The 22,252-nt window shown below is 68.5% G+C and carries 27 protein-coding genes; 15 read left to right on the forward strand and 12 right to left on the reverse strand.

The window, feature by feature from the left end:
* Nucleotides 1-73 precede the first annotated feature (73 nt).
* The 3 genes from PQV94_RS00235 to PQV94_RS00245 all read left to right on the forward strand — a co-directional run bounded on the left by PQV94_RS00235 (nt 74) and on the right by PQV94_RS00245 (nt 2,744).
* Nucleotides 74-601, forward strand: a complete 528-nt coding sequence (locus PQV94_RS00235; RefSeq protein WP_274286815.1) for a hypothetical protein — start codon at nt 74-76, stop codon at nt 599-601.
* Nucleotides 598-1,029, forward strand: a complete 432-nt coding sequence (locus tag PQV94_RS00240; RefSeq protein WP_274286816.1) for a hypothetical protein — start codon at nt 598-600, stop codon at nt 1,027-1,029. Before PQV94_RS00235 ends, PQV94_RS00240 begins: the two co-directional genes overlap by 4 nt.
* A 1,130-nt stretch (nt 1,030-2,159) precedes the next feature.
* Complete coding sequence (locus PQV94_RS00245) at nt 2,160-2,744, forward strand: hypothetical protein (protein WP_274286817.1); 585 nt, start codon at nt 2,160-2,162, stop codon at nt 2,742-2,744.
* 3 nt (nt 2,745-2,747) lie between these two features.
* Here PQV94_RS00245 and PQV94_RS00250 read toward each other — a convergent pair whose 3' ends face one another.
* Together PQV94_RS00250 and PQV94_RS00255 are read right to left on the reverse strand one after the other, a co-directional pair.
* On the reverse strand, nt 2,748-3,326 hold the full coding sequence (locus PQV94_RS00250) for a hypothetical protein (RefSeq protein ID WP_274286818.1): 579 nt from the start codon (nt 3,324-3,326) through the stop codon (nt 2,748-2,750).
* A 57-nt stretch (nt 3,327-3,383) separates the two neighbouring features.
* The gene (locus PQV94_RS00255) at nt 3,384-3,950 is read right to left on the reverse strand and encodes a GNAT family N-acetyltransferase (protein WP_274286819.1); all 567 of its coding nucleotides are present in this window, start codon (nt 3,948-3,950) and stop codon (nt 3,384-3,386) included.
* 46 nt (nt 3,951-3,996) lie between these two features.
* On the opposite strand from PQV94_RS00255, the gene PQV94_RS00260 reads away from it, so the two are divergent.
* The gene (locus PQV94_RS00260; RefSeq protein WP_274286820.1) at nt 3,997-4,590 is read left to right on the forward strand and encodes a TetR/AcrR family transcriptional regulator; all 594 of its coding nucleotides are present in this window, start codon (nt 3,997-3,999) and stop codon (nt 4,588-4,590) included.
* A 500-nt stretch (nt 4,591-5,090) separates the two neighbouring features.
* Here PQV94_RS00260 and PQV94_RS00265 read toward each other — a convergent pair whose 3' ends face one another.
* Nucleotides 5,091-5,501 (reverse strand): hypothetical protein, encoded by a 411-nt coding sequence (locus PQV94_RS00265; protein ID WP_274286821.1) that lies wholly within the window; start codon nt 5,499-5,501, stop codon nt 5,091-5,093.
* Between the two features lie 321 nt (nt 5,502-5,822).
* On the opposite strand from PQV94_RS00265, the gene PQV94_RS00270 reads away from it, so the two are divergent.
* On the forward strand, nt 5,823-6,050 hold the full coding sequence (locus PQV94_RS00270) for a DoxX family protein (protein WP_274286822.1): 228 nt from the start codon (nt 5,823-5,825) through the stop codon (nt 6,048-6,050).
* 46 nt (nt 6,051-6,096) lie between these two features.
* Here the strand turns inward: PQV94_RS00270 and PQV94_RS00275 are convergent, their stop codons facing one another.
* The 4 genes from PQV94_RS00275 to PQV94_RS00290 all read right to left on the reverse strand — a co-directional run bounded on the left by PQV94_RS00275 (nt 6,097) and on the right by PQV94_RS00290 (nt 8,632).
* On the reverse strand, nt 6,097-6,336 hold the full coding sequence (locus PQV94_RS00275) for a hypothetical protein (protein WP_274286823.1): 240 nt from the start codon (nt 6,334-6,336) through the stop codon (nt 6,097-6,099).
* A 167-nt stretch (nt 6,337-6,503) separates the two neighbouring features.
* Nucleotides 6,504-7,607: a WXG100 family type VII secretion target gene (locus tag PQV94_RS00280; protein ID WP_274286824.1), complete on the reverse strand. Its 1,104-nt coding sequence runs from the start codon at nt 7,605-7,607 to the stop codon at nt 6,504-6,506.
* Nucleotides 7,604-7,858, reverse strand: a complete 255-nt coding sequence (locus PQV94_RS00285; protein ID WP_274286825.1) for a hypothetical protein — start codon at nt 7,856-7,858, stop codon at nt 7,604-7,606. The genes PQV94_RS00280 and PQV94_RS00285 overlap by 4 nt, the downstream gene beginning before the upstream one ends.
* A 372-nt stretch (nt 7,859-8,230) precedes the next feature.
* Complete coding sequence (locus PQV94_RS00290) at nt 8,231-8,632, reverse strand: DoxX family protein (protein WP_274286826.1); 402 nt, start codon at nt 8,630-8,632, stop codon at nt 8,231-8,233.
* 95 nt (nt 8,633-8,727) lie between these two features.
* Here PQV94_RS00290 and PQV94_RS00295 point away from each other — a divergent pair, with 95 nt between their 5' ends.
* Nucleotides 8,728-9,012: a putative quinol monooxygenase gene (locus PQV94_RS00295; protein ID WP_274286827.1), complete on the forward strand. Its 285-nt coding sequence runs from the start codon at nt 8,728-8,730 to the stop codon at nt 9,010-9,012.
* A gap of 174 nt (nt 9,013-9,186) precedes the next feature.
* Here the strand turns inward: PQV94_RS00295 and PQV94_RS00300 are convergent, their stop codons facing one another.
* Nucleotides 9,187-11,694 carry a phosphatase PAP2 family protein gene (locus PQV94_RS00300; RefSeq protein ID WP_274286828.1) on the reverse strand — a complete coding sequence of 836 codons (2,508 nt, stop codon included), beginning with the start codon at nt 11,692-11,694 and terminating at the stop codon, nt 9,187-9,189.
* Between the two features lie 215 nt (nt 11,695-11,909).
* Between PQV94_RS00300 and PQV94_RS00305 the strand changes: the two genes are divergently transcribed.
* A complete protein-coding gene (locus tag PQV94_RS00305) occupies nt 11,910-12,548 on the forward strand; it encodes a GyrI-like domain-containing protein (protein ID WP_274286829.1) in 639 nt (212 codons plus the stop codon).
* Nucleotides 12,549-12,577: 29 nt separating this feature from the next.
* Here PQV94_RS00305 and PQV94_RS00310 read toward each other — a convergent pair whose 3' ends face one another.
* Nucleotides 12,578-13,522: a helix-turn-helix transcriptional regulator gene (locus tag PQV94_RS00310; RefSeq protein WP_274286830.1), complete on the reverse strand. Its 945-nt coding sequence runs from the start codon at nt 13,520-13,522 to the stop codon at nt 12,578-12,580.
* A 99-nt stretch (nt 13,523-13,621) separates the two neighbouring features.
* Between PQV94_RS00310 and PQV94_RS00315 the strand changes: the two genes are divergently transcribed.
* The 3 genes from PQV94_RS00315 (at nt 13,622) to PQV94_RS00325 (ending at nt 15,558) form a co-directional block, all read left to right on the forward strand.
* The gene (locus PQV94_RS00315; RefSeq protein WP_274286831.1) at nt 13,622-14,083 is read left to right on the forward strand and encodes a VOC family protein; all 462 of its coding nucleotides are present in this window, start codon (nt 13,622-13,624) and stop codon (nt 14,081-14,083) included.
* A gap of 191 nt (nt 14,084-14,274) precedes the next feature.
* The gene (locus PQV94_RS00320; RefSeq protein WP_274286832.1) at nt 14,275-15,186 is read left to right on the forward strand and encodes an alpha/beta hydrolase; all 912 of its coding nucleotides are present in this window, start codon (nt 14,275-14,277) and stop codon (nt 15,184-15,186) included.
* Nucleotides 15,187-15,195: 9 nt separating this feature from the next.
* Complete coding sequence (locus PQV94_RS00325; protein ID WP_274286833.1) at nt 15,196-15,558, forward strand: nuclear transport factor 2 family protein; 363 nt, start codon at nt 15,196-15,198, stop codon at nt 15,556-15,558.
* 7 nt (nt 15,559-15,565) lie between these two features.
* Here the strand turns inward: PQV94_RS00325 and PQV94_RS00330 are convergent, their stop codons facing one another.
* Complete coding sequence (locus PQV94_RS00330) at nt 15,566-15,769, reverse strand: hypothetical protein (RefSeq protein ID WP_274286834.1); 204 nt, start codon at nt 15,767-15,769, stop codon at nt 15,566-15,568.
* Between the two features lie 117 nt (nt 15,770-15,886).
* Here PQV94_RS00330 and PQV94_RS00335 point away from each other — a divergent pair, with 117 nt between their 5' ends.
* The 5 genes from PQV94_RS00335 to PQV94_RS00355 all read left to right on the forward strand — a co-directional run bounded on the left by PQV94_RS00335 (nt 15,887) and on the right by PQV94_RS00355 (nt 21,010).
* Complete coding sequence (locus PQV94_RS00335; RefSeq protein ID WP_274286835.1) at nt 15,887-16,945, forward strand: tRNA-dihydrouridine synthase; 1,059 nt, start codon at nt 15,887-15,889, stop codon at nt 16,943-16,945.
* 163 nt (nt 16,946-17,108) lie between these two features.
* On the forward strand, nt 17,109-17,759 hold the full coding sequence (locus PQV94_RS00340) for a DedA family protein (RefSeq protein ID WP_274286836.1): 651 nt from the start codon (nt 17,109-17,111) through the stop codon (nt 17,757-17,759).
* On the forward strand, nt 17,756-18,955 hold the full coding sequence (locus PQV94_RS00345) for a sensor histidine kinase (RefSeq protein ID WP_274286837.1): 1,200 nt from the start codon (nt 17,756-17,758) through the stop codon (nt 18,953-18,955). The genes PQV94_RS00340 and PQV94_RS00345 overlap by 4 nt, the downstream gene beginning before the upstream one ends.
* Nucleotides 18,952-19,623 carry a response regulator gene (locus PQV94_RS00350; protein ID WP_274286838.1) on the forward strand — a complete coding sequence of 224 codons (672 nt, stop codon included), beginning with the start codon at nt 18,952-18,954 and terminating at the stop codon, nt 19,621-19,623. Before PQV94_RS00345 ends, PQV94_RS00350 begins: the two co-directional genes overlap by 4 nt.
* A gap of 97 nt (nt 19,624-19,720) precedes the next feature.
* Nucleotides 19,721-21,010, forward strand: a complete 1,290-nt coding sequence (locus tag PQV94_RS00355; protein ID WP_274286839.1) for an acyltransferase family protein — start codon at nt 19,721-19,723, stop codon at nt 21,008-21,010.
* 108 nt (nt 21,011-21,118) lie between these two features.
* On the opposite strand, the gene PQV94_RS00360 is transcribed toward PQV94_RS00355, so the two are convergent.
* Together PQV94_RS00360 and PQV94_RS00365 are read right to left on the reverse strand one after the other, a co-directional pair.
* A complete protein-coding gene (locus tag PQV94_RS00360; protein ID WP_274286840.1) occupies nt 21,119-21,436 on the reverse strand; it encodes a hypothetical protein in 318 nt (105 codons plus the stop codon).
* Between the two features lie 55 nt (nt 21,437-21,491).
* Nucleotides 21,492-22,217, reverse strand: coding sequence for a VIT1/CCC1 transporter family protein (locus PQV94_RS00365; protein WP_274286841.1), 726 nt, complete (start codon nt 22,215-22,217; stop codon nt 21,492-21,494).
* Between the last annotated feature and the right edge of the window lie 35 nt (nt 22,218-22,252).

Raw genomic sequence — 22,252 nt, forward strand, 5'->3', positions numbered from 1 at the left:
TCGGCTAGCGTTGCCAAGGGGCACCCGATTCTCCTTGCGCTGGTTGGGAGACGGGGATCCTCGCGTTAGCAATTTGGAGCTGTTCGATGAGCTAGTTCTTTCGGTTCGCCGCGGCCAGCCGCAGCGCGAATCGTTGGGCGACGAAGTGTCTGCCATCACCGAGATGATTCGCCCATTTCATTTCGAGCGGTTCGCAGATGCATGGTCACACCCAAAGCGGGCCTCTGAAAGAGGCCGCTTCACGGGAGAATCGACGTTCTCCCGAGCGGGAAATGAGTCCACGCCCAGCGTTCCCTGGATGAAAGTCGACGAAGGCCATGTCGCGGCTCGTCTTGATCAAAAGCGTAGCCGACGCTCCGTACTGCCGAAAGTTCAGATCCTGGCGGTCGCAACCACGTTCAACGATTACTGGTTGGGGGAGGGTCTCTCGGGTCTCCGTGAGACCGCCCAACTGCTCGAGAGCCGTCGGTCTTACTTGGCGTTGCATGCACTGCACCTCGACGAGGGTGCAGGATATTCGCGTCGAACCGGAGATCCGTTCAAGGCCTACCGCGCTGCGGCGTTTGCCGGCGCCAGGGTGAAGTTTCCGGCGTCCTCATGAGCACCAAGAATCGCGTGGATACCGTCCGCCTGCTTATCAGCACCCATCCGACGCTCAAGACATCGGCCAAGCTCGCGGACATTGTTGGCGAGCTGAACCGTGTGACGAATAGCGCCAAGACCCCGAAGCACAAAGGCTGGCTTTTGAAGCTCCTCCACACAACACGTGCGCTCGACACGACCCTGCGCGAAGTTCTGACGCATAAAGGATGGGCCAATTCGCAGATGTATAGCCTTGGCAGCTATCTGAGATCTTTTCGTGACAACAACGTCATCAGTCACGCTGAAGTGCTGGCTTGGACCAACTCGATCGTGAATCCGCGCAATAAGTTCATGCATAGCGCCGGGGCAATGCCCAATCAACTCGAGTCGGATTCTGTACTCAGCGAGATGGAGTCGTGTTTGACGGTTATCCTGGCGAACACCTAGCGACGCGTTAGGCGATTCTCGAATGGGCGCGGTCATTAATGATTTCGATTGTTTACGCGAAGACTATGCAACCCGATCCGGCAACGAACACATAGATGCTGCACGATGCAATACCTGAGTCTTGTGGGGTGGAGTACTGCGATGACGGGGAGAGCGTGAGCACTCGAAGAACGGGCAGGGCGTACTTTGCGGATCAGCCGTGGACAAGTAGGGCCAGGCTCCGTGATCGCTCGCGCGGACATTTGCATCGCGCGAGTCCGCTCACGCTTAGAGTTCAACGGACACCTCTGAGGGATCCCTATAGCTGCGTCTAGAACCTTCAGATCATGTCCAACTCCGAGATCAAATGTCCCGATTTTCCTTCTGGGCGTTCACTGTCACGGGATGGCCGGGGCTCGTGAGAGCAGGTCGGCGCTGCGGGGCCAATTCTCGACGGCGGCGATTGTGCCGCCGTCGCAGACGTCTTCTCCGCGAACGGCAAGACCGTCGCGGAGCCGGCCCTGGGGTTCACTTGGCGGTAGAACGACTCGCTGTTGCCGAGGCCACTGACGGCACAGGCGACGAACGAGTGGACGTCTTTGGCGGCGAGGTCTGCACCCTCGGCGCAGGTCGTCATGGTCAGGGGGCTGAACGTTCCAGGCGATCGGCGACACGTCTCTGCGGAATCTCACATGCCGATCACGGGCATTTTGGGCCCGCTCATACCGCGCAGCCGGGCATCTGTCCCGGAATCTAGACAAGGCTTCTAGCGCTGCCTCCTCTCCTATCCTCTTCTCGAGGGCCTCAGTCTGGCGTTGTACGAGGTGCTCGAGGCCCAGGACCGCCCACACCTGCTTGTCGTGGAAGACGCCGCTGTTCAGCCGTATCCCAGAGGCGGGGGCCGGCTCCCTCGCTGCCGAGGGCGTCCGCGGGGTTTTGCGGGGCACAGGTCCGCAGGCTCAGGCATCCGCAGCCCACATCGACGAGGCCCGTATCCTTCCACCCACAGAGGAGCGGCGGTAATCGCTTCGTCACGGCCGACGGGCGACAGCTCATCGCGGTGATGGATGCCGCGCTCGAGGCGTGCGTCCGGACGCGGAAGGTGGCGCGGATCGCCTGAGCCGAGCTGGGCGCCTCGGTAGCGTGACGCCATGGATGCGTCGGCAGAGGTGCCCGTGGGTCAGGTTGTGGTGTTCGTGGACCGCTGGTCAGATGCTGCGCCGACCGAGCTTCCCGTTCGCCCTGTCGTCACGGCCCGGTCCCACCGGGTGCGGTTGATTCTGATGGCGCTGGTTTCCGTCCTCATTCTTCTCGGTGCCGTCAATCTTTGGTCCGAGCCGACACCCGGCTGGTGGTTCTCCCTGCTCTTCACAGGGCTGGCCGCCGCGGCGCTCGCCGCGCTGTGGATGGGATTCGCCGGTTCTGTGCGCCGGAGCAGTGCCCGCGCGCAGGCGCGGGCGCGGTGGGCCGACCCGTCGGGGGAGTTCGAACAGCTGGAGGGCACCGTCGCCTCCCGCCGGGTCTCCACGATCGAAGACGGAACCGTCGACAGCTTCGAGCTGGGGGTCGAGACGAACGCCGGTGGTGTGTTCGGTCGGTGGGAGCGCACGAGCGCGGGAGCACCGATGCTCCCGGCGTCTCAGCAGCCGCAGACGGGCGCGCCAGCGAGAGTCTGGCGGATCAGGGGAACCGAGGAAGACGCACCGCTCGTCGTCGAGGTGCGGAACGCCGCCTGAAGCTCAGGCCACCCAGAAGCCCAACGTGCAGAGCAGCCGCGTCTCCTCATCGGCGTCCGCGGGCGGTTCGATGGCCGGCGGGAACACGCCCCACTGTCGCCACTCATCTGCGTGCGGGGTGACGTGCTCGTTCAACCCGGCGATCAGCTCGGAGGAGAGGTGGAACGGGATGCCGAAGTGCTTTGCGATCGAGTACGCCTGGAAGGCGCGGTAGGTCGCGAGGTGCGCGAAGCCTTCGTCGGCCGGGTAGTCGCCATAGGTGAAGCGGAAGGTCTCGGCGATGTCGCCGGATCGCACGGCTGCCGTCGCCGTGTCGTTGAGTGCGTCGTAGGAGGCGATGGGGTCGTCACCCAAGAGGTCGGCATCGGCGTACGGGTCGCCGTCCGCGGCTGCGCGGCCGGCGAGGACGTCGGGAATCCAGGCTTCGTCATAGGCGTGCCGTCCGAGGATGCCGAGCAGAGTGGGCGACTCGAGCTGGCTCCACTCTCTCGGTACGGGCGCGGAGAAGTCGGCGGGATCGAGCTGGTCGATGACCTCGCGCAGCGCGGCATCGGCGTACAGGAAGAGTTCGGCAGGCGTCATGGCGATGACGGTACTTCGGGGGTCCCTCATCGACCAGACCTGGGCAGCATCGTTTCCCTACCCGGCGGCGACCGCATCCCGCCGTGCGAGGTGTTCGGAGCGCAGGATCGCCCAGACCTGCTTGTCGTGGAAGACCCCGCCGTTCAGCCAGGCGCCGCGAAGGGTGGCTTCGTGCCGCATCCCGACGCGTTCTGCGACCGCCGCGCTGCGGACGTTGTCGGCGCGACACCGCCACTCGGCGCGGTTGAGCCCGCGATCGAGCAGGGCCCAGTCGAGGAGCGTGCCGATGGCTCGCGTGACGAGTCCTCGGCCCTCGGCGGCCGGTTCGAGCCAGCATCCGATCTCGCAGACTCCCGCGGCGGCGCTGAAACTCACGAACATGACGCCGCCACGCAGCACGCCGTCGACCCAGATCCCGTACAGGCGACCGCCGTCGGCGGCGGCCGAGTTCGCATAGCGGCCGAGGGTGGCGGCGGCGCCCTCGACGGAATCCGTGACGAACGACGGCCCGACCCACGGGCGGATGAACTCTCGCGCCCGGTCGAGGTGGTCGGCGAACTCCTCCGCCTGCCAGATCTCGAGGGGACTCAGGCAGGCGCTCGCGTCGAGCTCGTGTCGGAACATGGGACCAGCGTTGCATAACGACTGTTATGTCGTCCAGACTGAGCGGATGACGGGATCGGATGCGTATCGGCAGCGGCGCGAGGACGTGGCCGCGGCGGTGTGGCGCGTTCTCGACCAGGCCGGCTTCGCAGGCCTGTCGATGCGCGCGGTCGCCCGCGAACTGGATGCGACGACCGGCATCGTGACCCACTACTTCCCGTCGAAGCGGGAGCTGACGAGCTTCGCGCTCGGGCTGCTCGCCGAGCGCTCCGGCGCGCGGGAGCGCCCTGCCACCGCCCGGGGCCCCGCGGATCTCCCGTCCGCGCTCCTCGACATGCTCCCGCTCGACGACGTCTCGCAGACGTCGAACCGCATCTGGATCTCCTCGTGGGACGCCGCCCTCGCCGACGAGCGCCACGCCGCCGAGCACGCCGAGCGCTACCGGGCCAGCAGGGCCAAGGTCGCCGGCCTCGTGGCCGAGTTCCTCCCCGAAAGCGTGCGCGACGACGAACGGGTCGACCGCGTCACCGAGTCGCTGCACTCGTTCGTGCTCGGACTGACGGTTCAGGCGGTGCTCGACCCCGCCGCCTATCCGCCGGAGCGTCAGATCGCGCTGCTCGACGGCATCCTGCGCGACCTCGGGATGCCGCCTCGCGGATGAGCGGCAGTTTCGAGCCGTCGGCGACGCGGATGCGGCGGCCTGCGATCCCGACGGGGACGCCTGCGCGATCTCGCCCGCCACGCACTCGTGACCGCGTCGCCCACACACATCGTCGAACGAAGGAACACTATGCCCTGACCGGCATGGCGCCCTGTGTCGCTGTCTTGAAGTTCAGCTTCCCATCGGGATTGTTCGGGGTCGTCAACCATGTTCCGGTGGCGTCGAAGTCGTCGTTCGCCTCCCGACACTTGAGCGGGTTATAGGACGAGTCGATCATGCTGAGGTTCCGTCGGCTCGTATGGACAGTGTTCCGTGGTCTCCGTCAGCAGCGACCCATCCGCCGACCGGAGAGCTGATCTGTGGGCCTCCGCACCCTGTAAGAACGATTGCCGCTGCTAGGGCGAAACCCAGTCTGGCGCGCTTCCCTCGGGCAAGTCGACGCCTCACGGGTACACCGTTCCCGCCCACACGATGGTCTACCTCGCTTCACTCACCAACGATCAAGTGTTGGCCGGCGTCAGGCGAAGCTCGATATCCGCAGTGCCTTCAGGATCCTCGAATCTGAGAGTGCCGGATCGAAACGGCACGAAGTACACGCGGGGTTCGATGTCATCCGCTCCCTGCGACGCGCTCTCGAAGTCCAGAGCCACTTCACTGTCATTGTGGGCGAGCTGCCATGTTCCTGTGGCGTTCAAGTCGTTCTCTGCGGGCCGATACTCGAGCGGGTTGTAGGACGCGTCGGTCATCACGAACGTGCCATCGGGGTTGATCGAGAGCGTTCCGTGGTCATCACCGATGGCAACCCACTCGCCGATGGGGGAGCTGATCTGCGGGCTGCTGCATCCCGTAAGGGAGAGAGCGGCGGCGATGGCGATGGCGGCATATCTGCCCACGGAGATCGGCCCGTTCATGGATGAACCGTCTCCGTCCACACGATGGTCTGGTGATGGGTGCCCCAGTCTCCGCTGCTCGCGTTCGCGGTCGACATTGCTTCGTACAAGCCTGGGACGTGCGCACCGCCGGTGCCGGGAATGCGGGTGGCTGAGTCGATAGACGTATCGTTGTTGATCACGTACGTCACTTTGATTCCACCGTCCGATTCATATTCTCCCACTCTCACTTCCAGCGCGTAGGAGCCAAGAAATGACTCCGGAAGATTCTGGTATCCGAGAACAGCTTCACGGAGGGGCGTGAGGAACGAACTGGTGACAGTTTCGGTTTAGGCCGCGAGTGTGAGCGGAGTCGTCGAGGTGCTCGGTGCCGTCGGCCTCATCCTGCCGCCCCTGACGGGAATCGCGCCGATCCTGGCCCCCATCGCCGCGATCGGACTCGTGCTCGTTCAGCTCGGTGCCGTCGTCTTCCACCTGCGCCGCGGTGAGGCGAAGGTGGTGCCGATGAACCTCGTGCTCCTGATGCTGGCCGTCGCCGCGGCGGTGCTCGGTTTCATCGTCTGGGCGTGAGTCCGGCGGCTGCCTCATCGCTTGCTGAAATCAAGGGAGGGAACGGCTAGTCGGATGTGAGGCGGAACTCGATATCCAGGACGTCATCCGGGTCGTGGAGACGAATGACACCAGAGTTGAACGAGACATCGAACCCGCCGGGACTCACCGACATGGCGCCCTGTGTGGCCATCTTGAAGTTCAGCTTCACGTCGGGGTTGTTCGGGGTCATCAACCACGTGCCGGTGGCGTCGAAGTCGTTGTCCGCCTCCCGATACTGCAGCGGGTTATAGGAGGAATCCGTCATGCTGAAGGTTCCGTCGGCTCGGATAGATAACGTGCCGTGGTCTCCGTCAACGGCGACCCATTCGCCGACGGGTGAGCTGAGCTGCGGGCTGCTGCATCCCGTGAGCACAAGCACCGCCGCCAGGACGACCCCGACTCTGGCGCGCCTGACACGCGGAGACTCACACATCATGGATACACGGTCTCGGTCCACACGATGGTCTGATGGTGCGTTGCCCATGTCCCGTTCTCTGCGTTCGCTACAGACATAGCCTCGAACATCCCTGGGAGGTGCGCGCCGCCGGTACCTGGGATGCGCGTGGCAGAGTCTATGGAAGTGTCGTTGTTGATGACGTATGTCATTTCCACTCCACCGTCGGACCTCGGCTCACCGACTCGCACTTCTAGCGAGTAAGAACCGAGGAACGATTCCGGCAGATTCTCCGATCCTAAGACCGCTGCCGGGAGGGTCCCAGTCATGGTGCTCGAGAGAACGTTCACAGCGTCGTTGACCAGTACCCAAGGTTGATCGCTGATAGAGCGGTCGTAGAAACCAGGATCCTGCGCGGTGAGTCTGCCATTCCTGTAATCGTCGAGCGCGCGTTCCCGAACTGCCTCAATGTGGTCACTGCGCATCAGCGTTTGTACGAAGACGTCGTCATCAGTGAGGACCGCGCCCCGTTCATCTCCTGTCCGGAAGTGCTCGAACAGATCCATCACGCGACGGTTCGCTGCGTCCCGCTGTGTCCCCACCGTCGGGGCAACTGTGCAGTCCAAATCACCCCATGAAATTGATGAAGCGCTCGCGAGCGCCACAGCGACAGTTTGGTCGGCAGCCGCGCGTTCCGCTGCAAGCTTTGCGAGTGAGGATGCTGCTGCACTGGCGTCGTTCAGTGCTTGCTGCTCTGCATTGAAGCGGCTCCCGGGCGCGGCGTTGAATCCCACGTTAAGCAGCCCATGCAGTGTCGCCCTTGCTACCGCGAGGTCCTCCTTCAGTGGCTCGGCGCGCCGAGCAATCTCAGACACGGCGTCCCCGTACACCGCGATGGCTTTCGCGCCGGTGCGAATCGCCTCCACCGAATCGATGAGGCGAGCGTTGAAGTCACTAAGTCGCTCTTTGAACGCCGCTGCGCTTTGGCCGGTCCACAAATCGTCGAGGTTGGAGCGGATAGCTGACACAGTATCTAGAGCGTTGGTGAGGTCTATCAACTGGGTCTCAAACCACCCGTTCGCGGCCGCGAACGCTGACGGGTCGCACGCGCCCGGATCCAGTTCGCTCCAGTGAGCGGTCACTGATCGAGTTCCCCAATCGATTCCGCGAGGGAGTCGAGATGCGCTCGCTCAGCGGCGAGGAAGTCGGCCAACGAGCCATCAACGTTGCTTGCGAGCGCGTTGCTCGTCAGCGTCAGGAACGTCCGAGCGTCTGACCAGCCGTTGGCGAACGCCTGCGCGGCTGAGGCGACGAGGTCGCTCCCGGAGCTGGAAAGGTCTAGACGGGAGGTTTGCGTCGGTGTTGAGGAGAGCGCGCGCAGTGACTCCACCACCGCCCCGACTCCTGCAAAATCGACGTGAATTGGCATAACCATGTGGCCCCCTGCAACGTGGATGTACGGCGATCGTAGGTGACCAGGGCGCCGCCGAGAACGCTCTCCACAGGTCCCGGGCGCGCGATGCAGGGCAGCGCGTGGTTAGTCCGTGCCACGTGAATGGGCGAATCTAGGCCTCCCGCGGCAACCGAGCTCGCGACGAGTCGACGGCACGTTGCAGTCGCAGCGGCGTGCTCAAGCATGGTGAAGGTGTCAGCCGGGAGTGAGTCCCGCGAGAAGTGCATGCGACTGTTGCGGACCTCGGCTATGTCGTATACCAACGAGGTCATCGCATCTCTCTGACGCGTCGTCTGAGGGTGGGGGCGGAGCTCAGCGCGACCGCCTGAGCGCCCGCTCGATCAGGGTGACCTGCAGCGGCAGCCGCACCAGCGACACGGCGAACGCGGCCCACGCCTTCAGGGTGCGTCGGCGACGAGCGCGGCGTCCGAGATCGAGGCTCATCTGGGCATTGGCGGGCCAGACGGCGGCGAGCACCACCGCGCTCGCGCGACCCGCGGCCACACGAGTCGCCGGGAAGGCGAGGCCGACCGCGCACGCGAGCTCGGCAATGCCAGAAACCAGCACCAGCGCCATGTCCCACCGTCGAAGCGCACGGGGGATGATGGGCGTGAAGACGCTCGGTCGCACGAGGTGGATGACGCCCGAGACCGCGAACGGGATCAGCACGATCCACGGGATGGTGGTTGCGGGCTTCTTCGCGCGACGGGTCATCAGGCCATTGTGCGGCTGCTCGGTGGGGATCGGGACCGGAACGCGGCAATACACGTCGACTCGTCGCCATCCCTGCCTGCAGACAGAATGGACGGATGTCCCGCATCCAGCTGACCGGAACCCTGATCTGCGCAAACGAAGCGCAGGCGGCGGTCGTCGCGACGCACCTGCCGCGCCACGTCGCGCTCACGCGAGCGGAGGCGGGATGCATCCGATTCGACGTGACTCCGACGGACGACCCGTTGGTGTGGGATGTGGCGGAGCTGTTCGCCACGGAGGAGGCGTTCCGCGCGCACCAGGAGCGCGTCGCGGCGAGCGAGTGGGGCGCCGCCACCGCGGGGATCGAGCGGACGTACACGATCGTGGAGCTCGCCGACTGAGGCGCGGAACCGCGGCGTTTCGTCTCGCTGCGCTCGCTCAACGACCGGGTGGTTTTGCGGGGTGGTGGCGCTTCGGCTCGCGGTGCTCGCTCAACGACCGGGGTCGCTGTGAGACCACGCACGGGTGGGGTCACGCCGCCGGTGACGCGACCCCACCCGCGGGTCGGGGCGAGATCAGGCGCGTCGCATCCGGCGCCGCACGATGAGCGCGAGCGCGCCGATCGCCAGGAGCCCGGCGGCGAGCAGGGGCACCACGAGGGGGAGTGGAGCGGCCCCGGTGATGGCCAGCGTGGCAGCGCCGGATGCCGCGGTGACGGTGATCGGCGTCGACGCCGTCACCCCGCTCGCGTCACCCGTGACGACGAACGTGTGCGCGCCGGCAGGGGTGCCGGCCGGCACGGTGACCGTGGCGCTGATCGTGCCGTTCGCCGAGGCGACCGCGGTGCCGATCTGCACCGGCGTCGAGTGGAGTTCGATCGTGACGGTCTCTCCGGGCTGGAAGCCTGCACCCGTGATCGTGACGTTGCCGCCGGCGGTGACCGTTGTGTCGCCGAGAGAGACGACGGCGGTCGTCACACCGGATGCCGTCGCCGCGCGCGTCTGCGGCGCGTAACCGTCCTTCGTGCCGGTGACTTCGACGCTGAGCGTCTGTCCCACATCCGCGAAGGTCGCGGTGTAGGCGGTCGCCGTCGCGCCCGCGATCGGGGTGGACCCGCGGAACCACTGGTAGCTGAGCGCGACCGGAGCCGGCGCCCAGTCGCCGGGCGTCACAGTCAGCGTCTGCCCCGCGGTCGGCGTTCCGCTGATCGCCGGTGTGCCGGCCGTCAGCGTGGCGCCCACCGGTGTCGTGTTCACGAGGTGCAGCGCGCCGTTCTCGACCCGCAGCGCCGGGGTGTACCCGGCGGGCAGTCCGTCGACCTGCACGCTGCTGAACGTCGTACCCGCGCCGACGCCGTGGAAGGTGGCGACGACGGTGTCATCGCTGGGAACGACGCCGTTCGCGAACGAGATCTTCACCGCACCGGCGACCGACGCGGTGCCGTCCACGACGAGCGCCGGCGCCGGGCTGTCGACCGTCAGGTCGAGCGTGCTCGCGGACGAAAGGGTCAGGTCGCCGCCGATCTGCACCGGGGCGGACGACGTGTCGGCCAGGGTGCCGCCCGCGACCGAGACCGAACCCGTGCCGAGAGCGTCGCCCGATGCCGCCGCCAGGGTGCCGCCGTTGATCGTCGTACCCCCGCTGAACGAGTTGTCGCCGGTGAGAGTGAGTGAACCCGTGCCGGACTTGGTCAGCGAACCGGAACCGGTGATGTCGTTGCGCCACGAGTCCGCCGCGCTGAATCCGCCCTGCGCCGCATCCATGTCGACCGACACATCCGTGGCGAACGCGCCGTAGCCGTCGGCGGCGGCGAAGAGGTTGAGGCGCCCCCATCCTTCTGCGTCATCGAGCAGGGCGTAGCCGGAACCGAGCCCCGTGGTCTGCAGCACCCAGCGGCGCTGGTCGGCGCTGAGATACGGCAAGCGGGAAGCCAGCAGCGCCTCCGCCCCCTTCGGCACGGTGACAGGGCGCGTCGTGTCTCCTGTGCGGGGCAGACCGTAGGTGAGGCGCTCGGTGTAGAGCTTCGCGTTCGCGTTGTGATCCGCGTAGGCATCCGCACCCGTTCCCGGTGTGGCGAGCAGGGCCTCGGCGTCGGCGCGCGCCGCGGTCAGCTGCGCGGCGTTCTTCGGATCGTTCAGCGCGGCTGCGGCGACGGCGGTCGACAGGATGCGGCCCCCGATGACGTCACCCGGAGAATGCATGCCCGCCACGATGCGACTGTTGCCGATCTCGGAGGCGCTGGTCAGCATGGCCTGGAAGCGCTCCGGCGCGGCATAGGCGAGCGCGAGCGACGCGAGGTAGGCCGCGTTGGTGTGACCGCTGGGGTAGCCGCCATCGCTGAGCGCGTTGGCGTCGGGCTGCTTGGCGGGGACGAGCGTCGGCAGCACCTGCACGTCGGAGCTCCAGCGGAACGGCCGCGCATAGTTGTAGTACGCCTTCGATGGGTTCGTCGACGCCGAGGAGCTGCGGAACAGGTCGACGAGGGAGACCATCGCTCCGTAGGTCGAGTTCTCGTCTGCCCACGACCCCGACGCGTTGCCCTTGTCGTCGTACTTCACGCTCGTCGCGTCTGCCGGGATCTGGTCGGGGATGGTGGTGCCGGCGTTCGTGTCGGCGCGGAACGCATCGGCCCACGGACCGAGGCCCTGTACCGCCGAGTAGTTCTGATTGCGCCGGTCGTAGAGGTAGGCGGCCTGCGCCTGCGCGGCGGTGCGCGTCTGGGTGATCTGGGCGGCCGTGGCGATGTTCGCGTCGAGCACGGTGTGGTTCAGGATCGTTCCCACGCTCTCGGGCAGGAACTTCCCGTTCGCGTCGAACGCGGCCGTCGGCGGGACGGCGGGCGTCCAGTAGGCGAGCATCGGCGAGAGCAGCCCGATCGCCGCGTTCGTCTCCGGCGTCTTGTTGTCGCTCGTGTTGGTCGTGTACGCGTCGACGTAGTACCGACCCCACGCGTCGGGGTGCGGGGCGATCGGATCGATCGGGTCGGCGTGCGCCGGAGCCGCGATGCCGACGGCGAGCAGAGCGGCGAGAGTGGATGCGGTGAGGGCGGTTGCGCGGCGAGGGCGCGAGGGGATGCGGGGCATGAGGGGTCTTCTCCAAGGGGTTCGCGCGCACGACGCACGCCCTGCGATCACACCCCGGCGCGGTGACCGACATGCGGACTTCCGGTGAACGGAAGCGGTCGGATGCGGATGCGGTCCTGTGTGGCGGAACCCTGGGTTCCGCGACCCACGCCGCGCACTCGATGTCAGGGTGCTTCTGTACGTTGAATGAAGGGCGCGAGACGAAGCGCCACCGCGTGACCGAGGCGAGGGAGCAGGGGATGCGGTACGACCTCAAGCGGGATCTCGGGGCGCTGTACAGGCCTCCGACGGGCCGTTTCGCCCAGGTCGATGTGCCGGAGATGCAGTACCTCGCGGTCGACGGGCACGGCGATCCGAACACGGAGCCTGCCTATCGGGCAGCGGTCGAGGCGCTCTACGTGTCGGGCTACCAGGTGCGCGGCGCGGTCAAGAAGCGCACCGGTTCGGACTTCGTCGTGGGGCCCCTGGAAGGACTGTGGTCGAGCGTCGACCCCACCACTTTCGTGCAGGGCACCAAGAGCGAGTGGGACTGGACCATGCTGATCCCGTTGCCTGCCCCGGTGACCGCGGAGGATGTTGCGAACGGGCTCGCCGCCGCATCCGCGAAGAAGCCCGCCGCGCCGATCGCGCAGGTGTCGCATCTCAGGATGACCGAAGGGCTCTGCCTGCAGACCCTCCACATCGGCTCGTACGACGACGAGGCGCCCGTGCTGGCGCATCTCCACGATGAGCTCATGCCGCAGCTCGGTTTCACGTGGAACGGTCGGCACCACGAGATCTACCTCGGGGACCCGCGTCGTGCGGCGCCGGAGAAGCTGCGGACGATTCTGCGCCAGCCGGTCACACCGGCCTGACGTGCGGACGTTTCGAGCGTGACTCTCGCTCAACGACCGGCGGGCACCGCATCCGCCATGCGCGCGGAGAGAGAGCGCGCCGCGGACGCGAACTCCGGCGGGCCCAGCACGGTGAACGACGCATCGAAACGCAGCACCCACGACAGCACTCCGGCCCACGACCACGACCCGACCCGGATGCGGCACACGGCGTCCGAGACGGCGACAGCCTCCGCGTCTGCGAGCCACGGCGCGGCATCGCGAAGCGGCAGCTCCAACAGGATCTCGCCGTAGACGGGCCATGAGTCCGGCGCGTTGGATCCTCTCGCTCGCGCGGACAGGAACGCCGACGCATCCCCGTGAGGGATCGGGCGTCGGACGAACGACGCCCCGAGCGGGATCCGAGGCACCATCCGATCGAGGCGGAAGATGCGCCAGTCCTCGGCGTCGAGATCCCACGCGATGAGGTACCACCGGCCGCCGCGGGCGACGACGGCGTGCGGCTCCACCCGGCGCGAGAGGTCATCTCGGTAGTCGAGGCGCAGGATGCGGCGTGTCTCGGTCGCCGTGCTCACCGCCTCCAGCACGGTGGGGTCCACGGCGCCCGATTCCGCCGCGTCGGTGAAACGGATGCCGTCGACCCGGTGCCGCAGCCGAGCCGGCATGACCTGCCGCACGGTGGCGAGGGCGCGCGCGGCAGCCTCGGCCACATCCACACCCGTCGCGGGGGCGCTCTGCAGTGCGATCGCGATCGCGACCGCCTGCTCGTCGTCGAAGAGCAGCGGCGGCAGCTCGGATCCCGCGGCGAGCCGGTAGCCGCCGTCCGGGCCCTTCGTGGCGTCGATCACGTATCCGAGCGCACGCAGACGCTCGATGTCGCGCCGCACCGTGCGCGGAGTCACGTCCAGCCGCTCGGCGAGCACGCCGCCCGGCCAGTCGCGCCGCGCCTGCAAGAGAGACAGCAGCGCGAGCATGCGGGACGACGTCGCGGACATGTCTCCATTCTCGGTCGGGTAGCGGACAGAAAGCGTCCTCTATGTCGTCGATCGTGGAGATCGCGGCGCTCGCCGCATCCCATCGACCGAGGACACACCATGACGATCACGACCACCACCCACCTCAACTTCCGCGGTGCCGCACGCGAGGCCCTCGAGTTCTACCAGTCCGTCTTCGGCGGCCGGCTCATGGTCGCCACCTACGCCGAGATGGGCATGCCCGCGGACATTCCCGGGGCCGACCGCATCGTCTTCGGCCAGCTGGAGAGCGCCGATGGATTCCGCGTGATGGCCTACGACATCCCGGGTCAGGACGCGGGCGCCGCGGATGCCGGAACGACCAGCCGCGCGAACGGCGTGACGGTGACCGACCGCACGTTCTTCCAGTCCGTGCGCGGTGAGTCGCTGGAGGACATGACCGCGATCTGGGAACGTCTCGTCGAGGGTGCGGACATCATCGAGCCGCTCGCCGCCTCGGCGTGGAGCCCCGGTTTCGGCATGCTCACCGACCGCTTCGGCGTGACGTGGGTCGTCGACGTGCAGGCGCCCTACGCCGGCTGACACGCGGCGCGTTTCGACTCGCGGAGCTCGCTCAACGACCAGGGCCGGGCCCTCCCTCGCGTCGCTCGCTCGCCGACCAGAGCCGGGGGTCGGTTGAGCGGGCGACGCGAGAAGCGGCTGCGGCCGACAGAGTCCTGCAGGACGGCCCGATGCGCCCGGAGTGAACCCGATCCGGCTCGTAGGGTGAGCAGGTGACGCTGCTGATGACCCTCACCTCCGGGCTGCTCTGGCTGACGGCGGGCAAAACGCGGCGCGACCTGTCGGGCAGCGCCTACTTGAAGAGCCTCGATCCGGATCGGGCGCCGCAGGCCGTCCCGCGGGACGCGTCACGCTGGGGAGAGATGACCGCGCACGAGGTCGCGGGTCGCCTCGTCCGACGATGGCAGCCCGAGGATCATGTCGCAGGTCGCGAGCTGATCTACTTCCCCGGCGGGGGATTCGTGAACCCCCTCGCGACGGCGCACTGGTGGATCATCCGCCGCCTCATGACGCACACGCGCGCGGCCGTCACGATCGCCGACTACCCGCTCACCCCCGAGCACACGTACGACCAGGCGCGTGCCTTCGTCGACGCGGTGTACGCCCACCTCGCCGGCGACCCGCGCACCACGCAGCTGTTCGTCGCCGGGGACTCCGCCGGCGGCAACGTCGCCCTCTCTCTGGCGCTGCGCGTGCGCGACGAGAAGCGTCGACCGATCGACGGCCTGATCCTCCTCGCCCCGTGGGTCGACCCGACGATGCGCAATCCGGAGGCGGTCCGGCTGGAGCGCTGCGATCCGTCGCTGCGCTGCGCGGGCCTGCGGGCAGCCGGTGTCGCGTGGGCGGGGAGTCTGTCGACCGATGACCCTCAGATCAGCCCCCTGTACGACTCTCTCGCCGACCTGCCGCCGACCCTGCTGTTCCAGGGCGGTCGCGACATCTTCTTCGCCGACGCGCAGCTCTTCGCCGAGAAGGCGCACCGGGCCGGCAGTCCCGTGCGGCTGGTCGTCGCCCCCGACGGCTTCCACGTCTACCCCGGGGCGTACTGGACGAAGGAAGGGCGAGAGGCCTACGAACTCGCCGCCCGCTTCGCCGACGACCCGGCCGGCGTGAGCGGGCGCTAGATTCTCGCCATGGCGGATTCGGACGGGCGCTTCGCGGCGATCCAGGCCGCGGAGACCGCCCTGCTCTCGAGCGAGATCCGCGGTGATCGGTATGCGGCGGCGAGACTGCTGCATCCTGACTTCACCGAGATCGGGCGCTCCGGACGCCACTGGACGCGAACGGAGATCCTGGAGGCGCTCGCGGCGGAAGGTCTGCGGGACACCCCGTCGCCGGACGACTGGCGGTTCGTCGAGGTCGCCCCGGACACGGTGCTCGTGACGTACCGACTGAGCTCAGCGACGACCGTCAGCAGGCACTCGTCGCTGTGGACGCTGAGCGCACAGGGCCCGCGGATGCTCTTTCACCAGGGCACGCTGGTGCCGGAGGACTGAACGGGCGTCACTCCTTCTCGGCGTCGCCGGTCTCGTCGGTCTTGTCGCTCTTGGACGTCGTGCCGATGACGACGAATGTGATCGCCAGGACGAAGAACGGCAGTGCGACGGCGATGTTGTCCATCGTGAGCCAGAAGACGACGGCCAGGGTGAAGAAGGTGAAGCCGACCGTCGCGTAGGTCGAGTTCCAGGACTGCTTCTGGTCGCTCATGCCGCGAGCCTACGAGCGCACCGCTGCGCAGCGGATCCCCCGTGCGACGGAGAACGCGCGCTTCTCACGGCCCGGGCCCGATCGCAGAGCCGATGCCGGTGCCTACGCTCGTCGGCGGTGCACCCCTTCTACGATCCGACCCTGACCTACGAGCAGAACTACGCGCGCGGGCCGTTCGGGGCATTCGCCGATCCGGTGGCGGATGCGGCGCCTCCATTCCTCGGAAGCAGTTTCGTCGGCCGGTCGGTCGGCATCCCGTTCGGCATCCCGGCGGGGCCGTTGCTGAACGCACGCTTCGTGGCGGCCGCCTTCGCGCACGGCTACGACCTCGCGGTCTACAAGACCGTGCGCACGCGCGCGCACCCGAGCAACCCGTACCCGAACGTGCTCGCCGTGCACGTCGACGGCGACCTCGCGCCGGATGCCGGTGCCGTCCACGCAGACGGCGAGTTCACCGAACCCCTGTCGATCAGCAACTCGTTCGGGGTGCCCTCGCGTGATCCCGACATCTGGCAGCCCGACATGGCCGCGGCCGTCGCGGCCGCGGGGGCGGGGCAGCTGCTCATCGGCAGCTTCCAGGGCACCCGGGGCTCCGGCGGCGAGTTGGCGCTCGTGGCCGACCATCTGCGTGCGGCCCGGCTCGTCGTGGAGACGGGGGCGCCCGTGCTCGAGCTCAACCTGTCGTGCCCGAACGAGGGTGCCGCATCCCTGCTCTGCTTCGACATCCCGCGCGTGCGCCGCATCCTCGCCGTCGTGAAGGACGAGATCGGCGAGATCCCGCTGCTCGTCAAGCTCGCGTACTTCGACACGGATGCGGCCCTCGAACGCCTCGTCGAGGCAACCGCGGAGTTCGTGGCGGGCTATGCCGCGGTCAACACGATCCCCGCTCGGCTCGTGACCGCATCCGGAGCGCCCGCGCTCGGCGCCGGACGCGAGAGCGCCGGTGTGTGCGGCGCCGCCATCCGGTGGGCGGGGCTCGAGATGACCGCCCGGCTCGCCCGTATCCGCGCGCTCCGCGACGCCGACTTCGCGATCGTGGGCGCCGGGGGCGTGGCGAGCGCGGCGGACTACCTCGCGTACCGCGCGGCGGGAGCGGATGCGGTCATGAGTGCCACGGGGGCGATGTGGCACCCGGGCCTCGCCCGCGAGGTCGCTCGGGTCGCCGCGGCGGGCTGACCTGCGTTTCGTCTCGCTGCGCTCGCTCAACGACCGGGTCCGGGAGGCCCTAGAGTCAACGACCGGGCGCACGACCGGCCGGGGCACGAACCCCTCTGAGGTATCACGCGGGCGATACTTGCGAGGGATGCGGAGGCGGCGACCCGCTTCGTAGCGTCCAAGAGTGGACGTCGTCACCGATCTCATCCTCCAGGCAGTCGCCTCGCCGTGGCTGCTGCCGGTCATGTTCGCCGCGGCCGTGATCGACGGGTTCTTTCCGCCGATACCCAGCGAGACCCTGCTCGTCGCGGCGGCCGCCGTGGCCGCAGCCACCGGCGACGTCCCCACGCTCGTCGCGCTGTGCCTCGTGGCGGCTCTCGGCGCCGCGATCGGCGACAACATCGCCTACGCGATCGGTCGCCGCGTCGGCACGCAACGCTACGGCTGGATGCGGCGGCGCCGCGTCGCGGCAGCCTTCGAGCGGGCCCGTGCGGCCCTCACCACGCGCGGTGCCTCGCTCATCCTCGGCGCCCGCTACATCCCGGTCGGTCGGGTCGCCGTGAACATGTCGGCCGGAGCGCTGGGATACCCGTGGCGCCGGTTCGCTCCGCTGAGCGTCGTCGGCGGGATGAGCTGGGCGCTGTACAGCGTCGCCATCGGCACCCTCGCGGGGCAATGGCTCGGACATCAGCCCGTGCTGAGCGCCGTGATCGGCGTCGTGCTCGCCCTCGGAGTGGGGATCATCATCGACCGCATCGCTGCGCTTCGTCGCCGCGCGCGCGAGATCCCCGAGACGATCGAGCCGGAGCCGGTGTCGGCCACACTGAGAGCATGACCGAGATCCCGCGCTCCGGCCCACGCTCGCGCTCGCAGATCCTCGGGCTCATCGCGCTCGCCGTCACCGGCGTCGCGCTCTTCAGCACGCTCGTGCCGCTGCACGCCGTCTTCTACGGCACTCCGTTGCCGCTCGTGATGCTCCTGGGAGCGGGCGTGTGCGCGGCGCCGTGGATCTCCCTCACGCGCCCCCGCACAGCCATCGTGGTCTTCGGCGTGACGGCTTTCGTGCTCCCGCTGGTGGTGAGGGTTCCGCACGACGGCGCCTGGCCCTGGCCGTGGTCGGTGCCCGCGATGATCGCCTTCCTCGTGTTCGTCCTGGTGATCACGACCCTGCACGGCTGGCGACTCGGCCGCTGGCCGTGGGCCATCGGCAACCTCGGTTCGCTCGTCGCGCCACTGGTGATCACGGATGCGGCACCCGCCGCCACCGCGAACCTCATCGTGACGGCGTCGATCTCCACCGCGGTGATGCTCATCGGGGTGCTCCTGGCGGGCCGCATCCGGTTGAACGAGCAGCTGACCCGCGAGCGCGAGCTGACCGCATCCGAGCAGTCCCGGCGCATGCTCGTCGAGGAGCGCACGCGCATCGCCCGTGAGCTGCACGACGTGCTCGCCCACAGCATGTCGGTGATCCAGGTGCAGGCCTCGACCGCCCGATACCGCCTCGCCGACCTCTCCGACGACACGGTGCAGGAGTTCGACGACATCGCCGCCTCTGCCCGCGCATCGCTGGGGGAGATGCGCCGGCTGCTGGGGGTGCTCCGCACCGAGGAGCAGACGCCCGAGCTCGCGCCACAGCAGGGGATGGCGGACATCCCCGGCCTCGTCGACAGCGTCCGCCGCGCGGGTGTGCAGGTGGGCCTGTCGCTCGCCGTGATGACGACCCCGCCGCCCGCGGGCGTGCAGATCGCGGTGTACCGCATCGTGCAGGAGGCCTTGAGCAATGCCGTGCGCCACGCGCCCGGTGCGACCATCGAGGTCAGGGTCGAGGCGCGCGACGGGCAGGTCAAGATCCGCGTGCACAACAGCACGTCTCCCGAGCAACCGGTCGACGCCTCCGGAGCGGGGCACGGACTCCGCGGCATCCGCGAGCGCGTCGCACTGCTGGGCGGGACGGTCACCGTCGGCGCCGATCCCGCGGGAGGATGGACGGTGGCGGCGGTCCTGCCGACCGCCGGCGAGGAGACCCCATGAGCATCACCGTCCTGATCGCCGACGACCAGGCGATGGTGCGCGCGGGGTTCGCCGCGCTCCTGGACGCCCAGGACGGGATCCGCGTCGTCGGTCAGGCGGCCGACGGGCAGGAGGCGGTCGCGCTCGCCGCGCGCCTCGATCCCGACGTGATCCTCATGGATGTGCGGATGCCGCAGCTCGACGGGATCGCGGCGACCCGCCGCATCCTCGGGCCCGCGTACCCCGCGGCCCACGTGCCGCGCATCCTGATGCTGACCACGTTCGACATCGACGACTACGTCTACGACGCGCTCCAGGCGGGAGCGAGCGGGTTCCTGCTCAAGGACGCGCTGCCCGAAGAGCTCGTGCAGGCCGTTCGGGTCGTCGCCGCCGGAGACGCGCTGCTCTCGCCGCGCGTCACCCGACGGCTGATCTCACAGTTCGCCACCCAGAAACCGCGATCGCCGCGCGGCGCGGCGGAGCTGGCGGAGCTCACCGACCGGGAGCGCGAAGTGCTCGTGCTGCTCGCGAAGGGCATGTCGAACACCGAGATCGCCGGCGAGCTGTTCATCGCGGAGCAGACCGTGAAGACGCACGTCGGCAAACTGCTCGGCAAGATCGGCGCACGCGATCGTGTGCAGGCCGTGATCTTCGCCTACGACGCGGGTCTCGCCGAGCCCGCATCCTGAATCTCACCCCGAGGTAGGGGGTAGGACGACCCCTGGGTGTGATGCCGCAGCACGGGCCGCGTCCATAGCCTTCTCGAGACCCACTCGAGGAGGACGCATGGTCATCACGCTCACCGCACCGCGGACCACGATCGCACCCGCCGCGGGCCGCGACACCGGGATCGATCTGGCGCGCGCGATCTGCGTCGTCATCGTCGTTCTCCTTCACGCCGTCATGGTCGGCGTCACCGTCACGGACGCGGGACCCGTCTTCGCGAACGCCGCCGAGGGAACCGCCTGGTTCGCCCCGCTGACGTGGGTCGCGCAGATCATGCCCCTGTTCTTCGTCATCGGCGGCTACGCGGGCGCGCTCGCCTACCGCCGGATGCGTCGCACCGGCGGAACCGCGGGCGCTTTCGTCGCCGCACGCGTGCATCGCCTGCTCGTGCCGGCGCTTCTCACCTTCGCGGTCGTCGCCGTCGCGCTCGCAGCGCTCCTGGCCGCGGGCGTCGGCGGCGAGCTCGTGCGGATCGCCGGCTTCCGATACGCGCAGCCGCTGTGGTTCCTCGCCGTGTTCCTGCTGTGCCAGGCGCTTCTTCCCGCGCTGCTCGCCGCCCACGAACGCGCGCCGCTTCGGACGATCGTGCTGCTGGTCGCGGCCGCCGGAGCCGTCGACGCGATGCGCGCGGTCACCGGCATCGATGCCATCGGCATGCTCAACCTCGCGTTCGTGTGGCTGGCGCTGCAGCAGCTCGGCTTCGTGATGGCCGACGGCACGATCGATGCGCTGCGCAGGCGCACTCGCATCGTCATCGGCGTCGCGGCGGTCGCCGTGCTGGCGGCGAGCATGGTCGGCGGCGTCTTCTCGGCCGATCTCTATGAGAACCTCAACCCGCCCACCGTCGCCCTGCTGCTGGTGGGGATCGCGCAGACGGCCCTGCTCTCGCTCCTTCGTGCCCCGCTCGCCGCGGTGAGTCGGCGCCGCGCGGTGGCGGCCTTCACCGGCTTCGTGACCGCCCGCACCATGACCATCTACCTCTGGCACATGCCCGTTCTGCTGGCGATGGCGGGGGCGTCGGCGCTCGTCGCCCTCACCACCGGGTTCGAGCTGCCCGAGCCCTCCAGCGCCGCCTGGTGGCTGACCCGTCTGCCGTGGTTCGTCGTCGCGCTGTCGTTGACCGCAGCGGTGGCGTGGGCCCTGGCGGGTCTGGAACGACGCCGGATGCCGCGGGCCACCGCATCCGTCGCCCGCATCTCGCACGCCGTGCTGCTCGGACTCGCGGCCATCGTCCTGCTGCTGGCGGCGGGAACGAGTGTGCTCACCGCGATCGCGGCGATCGCCCTCGGCCTCTGCGCTCTCGCCCGCATCCGCGGCGCCGGTCCGCGACCGGCTCAGGCCGTCCGCTGAGCAGACGGGCGCGCGTCGAGCGTCGGAGGAACGCGCTCCGGTCGGAGGATTCCGCGCGGATCCTCCGACGTTCGGGCGAATCTCCGACCGCTGGTGCGTTCAGCGGGGTCAGGCGCCGCTGAACCAGAGCCAGGCGATGGGGGCGATCATGACGACGCCGAGCACGATCGAGGCGATCGACAGTCCGTAAGCGGTGCCGCGCCGGGCGCCGACGACACCCAGGAGCAGCACGAGGGCGCCGATGACGGCGAGCATCGGGATGAGCAGGATCCCCAGCCACCAGATCGGGTTCATGTCGGGGATGAAGCCGATGAGGAAGATGCCGAGGGTTGGCAGGATGGCGATCGCCGCCATCGCGACGCCGGTCGTGCCCCACGCATCCAGCTTCGGTCTGCGGTGGCGCATCGGCTGCTCGGATGCGGTCACTTCTCCCCCTCGGTCGACTGCCCCGACAGTACCGGAGCGGCGGGGCTCGGGGGTGTCAGCCGATCGTGGTGCCGAAGAGGCTGCCGACCGCGTAGGTCGCCGCGAGGGCGAGTGCGCCGCCGATCACGGTCCGCGCGATCGCCCGGGGGCGGTTGGCCCCACCGATCCACGCCGCGACATATCCGGTGACGGCGAGGGCGATGAGCACCGCGACGAAGGTCAGGGCGATGCGCAGCGGATGCGGCGCGAGCAGGATCGTGGCCATCGGCAGCAGCGCACCGACGAAGAACGCGATGGCGGATGCGAGGGCCGCATGCCACGGGCTCACCACGTCGTCGGCGTCGATGTTGAGCTCGGCCGACAGGTGCGCCTTCAACGCATCCTTCTCCGTGAGCTCGGTGGCGACCCGCGTCGCGGTCTCCTCGCTGAGCCCCTGCGCGCGATACAACCCGACGAGCTCGTCGAACTCCTCGTCCGGCTGCTCGCGCAGCTCGCGCGTCTCCTTCGCGATGAGTGCGCGCTCGGAGTCGCGCTGGCTCGACACCGACACGTACTCGCCCAACGCCATCGAGATCGCGCCCCCGACGAGGGCCGCGGCCCCGGCGAGGAACACGGGGGCCACTTCAGAGGTGGCACCGGCGACACCGACCACGACAGCAGCGGTCGAGACGATCCCGTCGTTGGCTCCCAGCACGCCCGCCCGCAACCAGTTCAGGCGCTGTGACAGACCCTGACGGTGCGGTTCGTCGGGGTGGACCCCGTACTCGGCGGATGCGCTCACGCCGTCAGGCTATGCCTCGCGCGCAGGTGGCACCA

Source organism: Microbacterium sp. Clip185 (genome assembly GCF_028743715.1).
Classification (GTDB): Bacteria; Actinomycetota; Actinomycetes; order Actinomycetales; family Microbacteriaceae; genus Microbacterium.

Coding starts and splice junctions, on each gene's coding strand:
- PQV94_RS00290 (WP_274286826.1), bottom strand. CDS start 8,632: ATGACCCGTCGCGCGAAGAAGCCCGCAACCACCATCCCGTGGATCGTG.
- PQV94_RS00250 (WP_274286818.1), bottom strand. CDS start 3,326: ATGACGCCTGCCGAACTCTTCCTGTACGCCGATGCCGCGCTGCGCGAG.
- PQV94_RS00315 (WP_274286831.1), top strand. CDS start 13,622: ATGACGATCACGACCACCACCCACCTCAACTTCCGCGGTGCCGCACGC.
- PQV94_RS00330 (WP_274286834.1), bottom strand. CDS start 15,769: ATGAGCGACCAGAAGCAGTCCTGGAACTCGACCTACGCGACGGTCGGC.
- PQV94_RS00325 (WP_274286833.1), top strand. CDS start 15,196: ATGGCGGATTCGGACGGGCGCTTCGCGGCGATCCAGGCCGCGGAGACC.
- PQV94_RS00310 (WP_274286830.1), bottom strand. CDS start 13,522: ATGTCCGCGACGTCGTCCCGCATGCTCGCGCTGCTGTCTCTCTTGCAG.
- PQV94_RS00260 (WP_274286820.1), top strand. CDS start 3,997: ATGACGGGATCGGATGCGTATCGGCAGCGGCGCGAGGACGTGGCCGCG.
- PQV94_RS00275 (WP_274286823.1), bottom strand. CDS start 6,336: ATGACGGATTCCTCCTATAACCCGCTGCAGTATCGGGAGGCGGACAAC.
- PQV94_RS00255 (WP_274286819.1), bottom strand. CDS start 3,950: ATGTTCCGACACGAGCTCGACGCGAGCGCCTGCCTGAGTCCCCTCGAG.
- PQV94_RS00265 (WP_274286821.1), bottom strand. CDS start 5,501: ATGAACGGGCCGATCTCCGTGGGCAGATATGCCGCCATCGCCATCGCC.
- PQV94_RS00355 (WP_274286839.1), top strand. CDS start 19,721: ATGGTCATCACGCTCACCGCACCGCGGACCACGATCGCACCCGCCGCG.
- PQV94_RS00240 (WP_274286816.1), top strand. CDS start 598: ATGAGCACCAAGAATCGCGTGGATACCGTCCGCCTGCTTATCAGCACC.
- PQV94_RS00350 (WP_274286838.1), top strand. CDS start 18,952: ATGAGCATCACCGTCCTGATCGCCGACGACCAGGCGATGGTGCGCGCG.
- PQV94_RS00300 (WP_274286828.1), bottom strand. CDS start 11,694: ATGCCCCGCATCCCCTCGCGCCCTCGCCGCGCAACCGCCCTCACCGCA.
- PQV94_RS00345 (WP_274286837.1), top strand. CDS start 17,756: ATGACCGAGATCCCGCGCTCCGGCCCACGCTCGCGCTCGCAGATCCTC.
- PQV94_RS00295 (WP_274286827.1), top strand. CDS start 8,728: ATGTCCCGCATCCAGCTGACCGGAACCCTGATCTGCGCAAACGAAGCG.
- PQV94_RS00245 (WP_274286817.1), top strand. CDS start 2,160: ATGGATGCGTCGGCAGAGGTGCCCGTGGGTCAGGTTGTGGTGTTCGTG.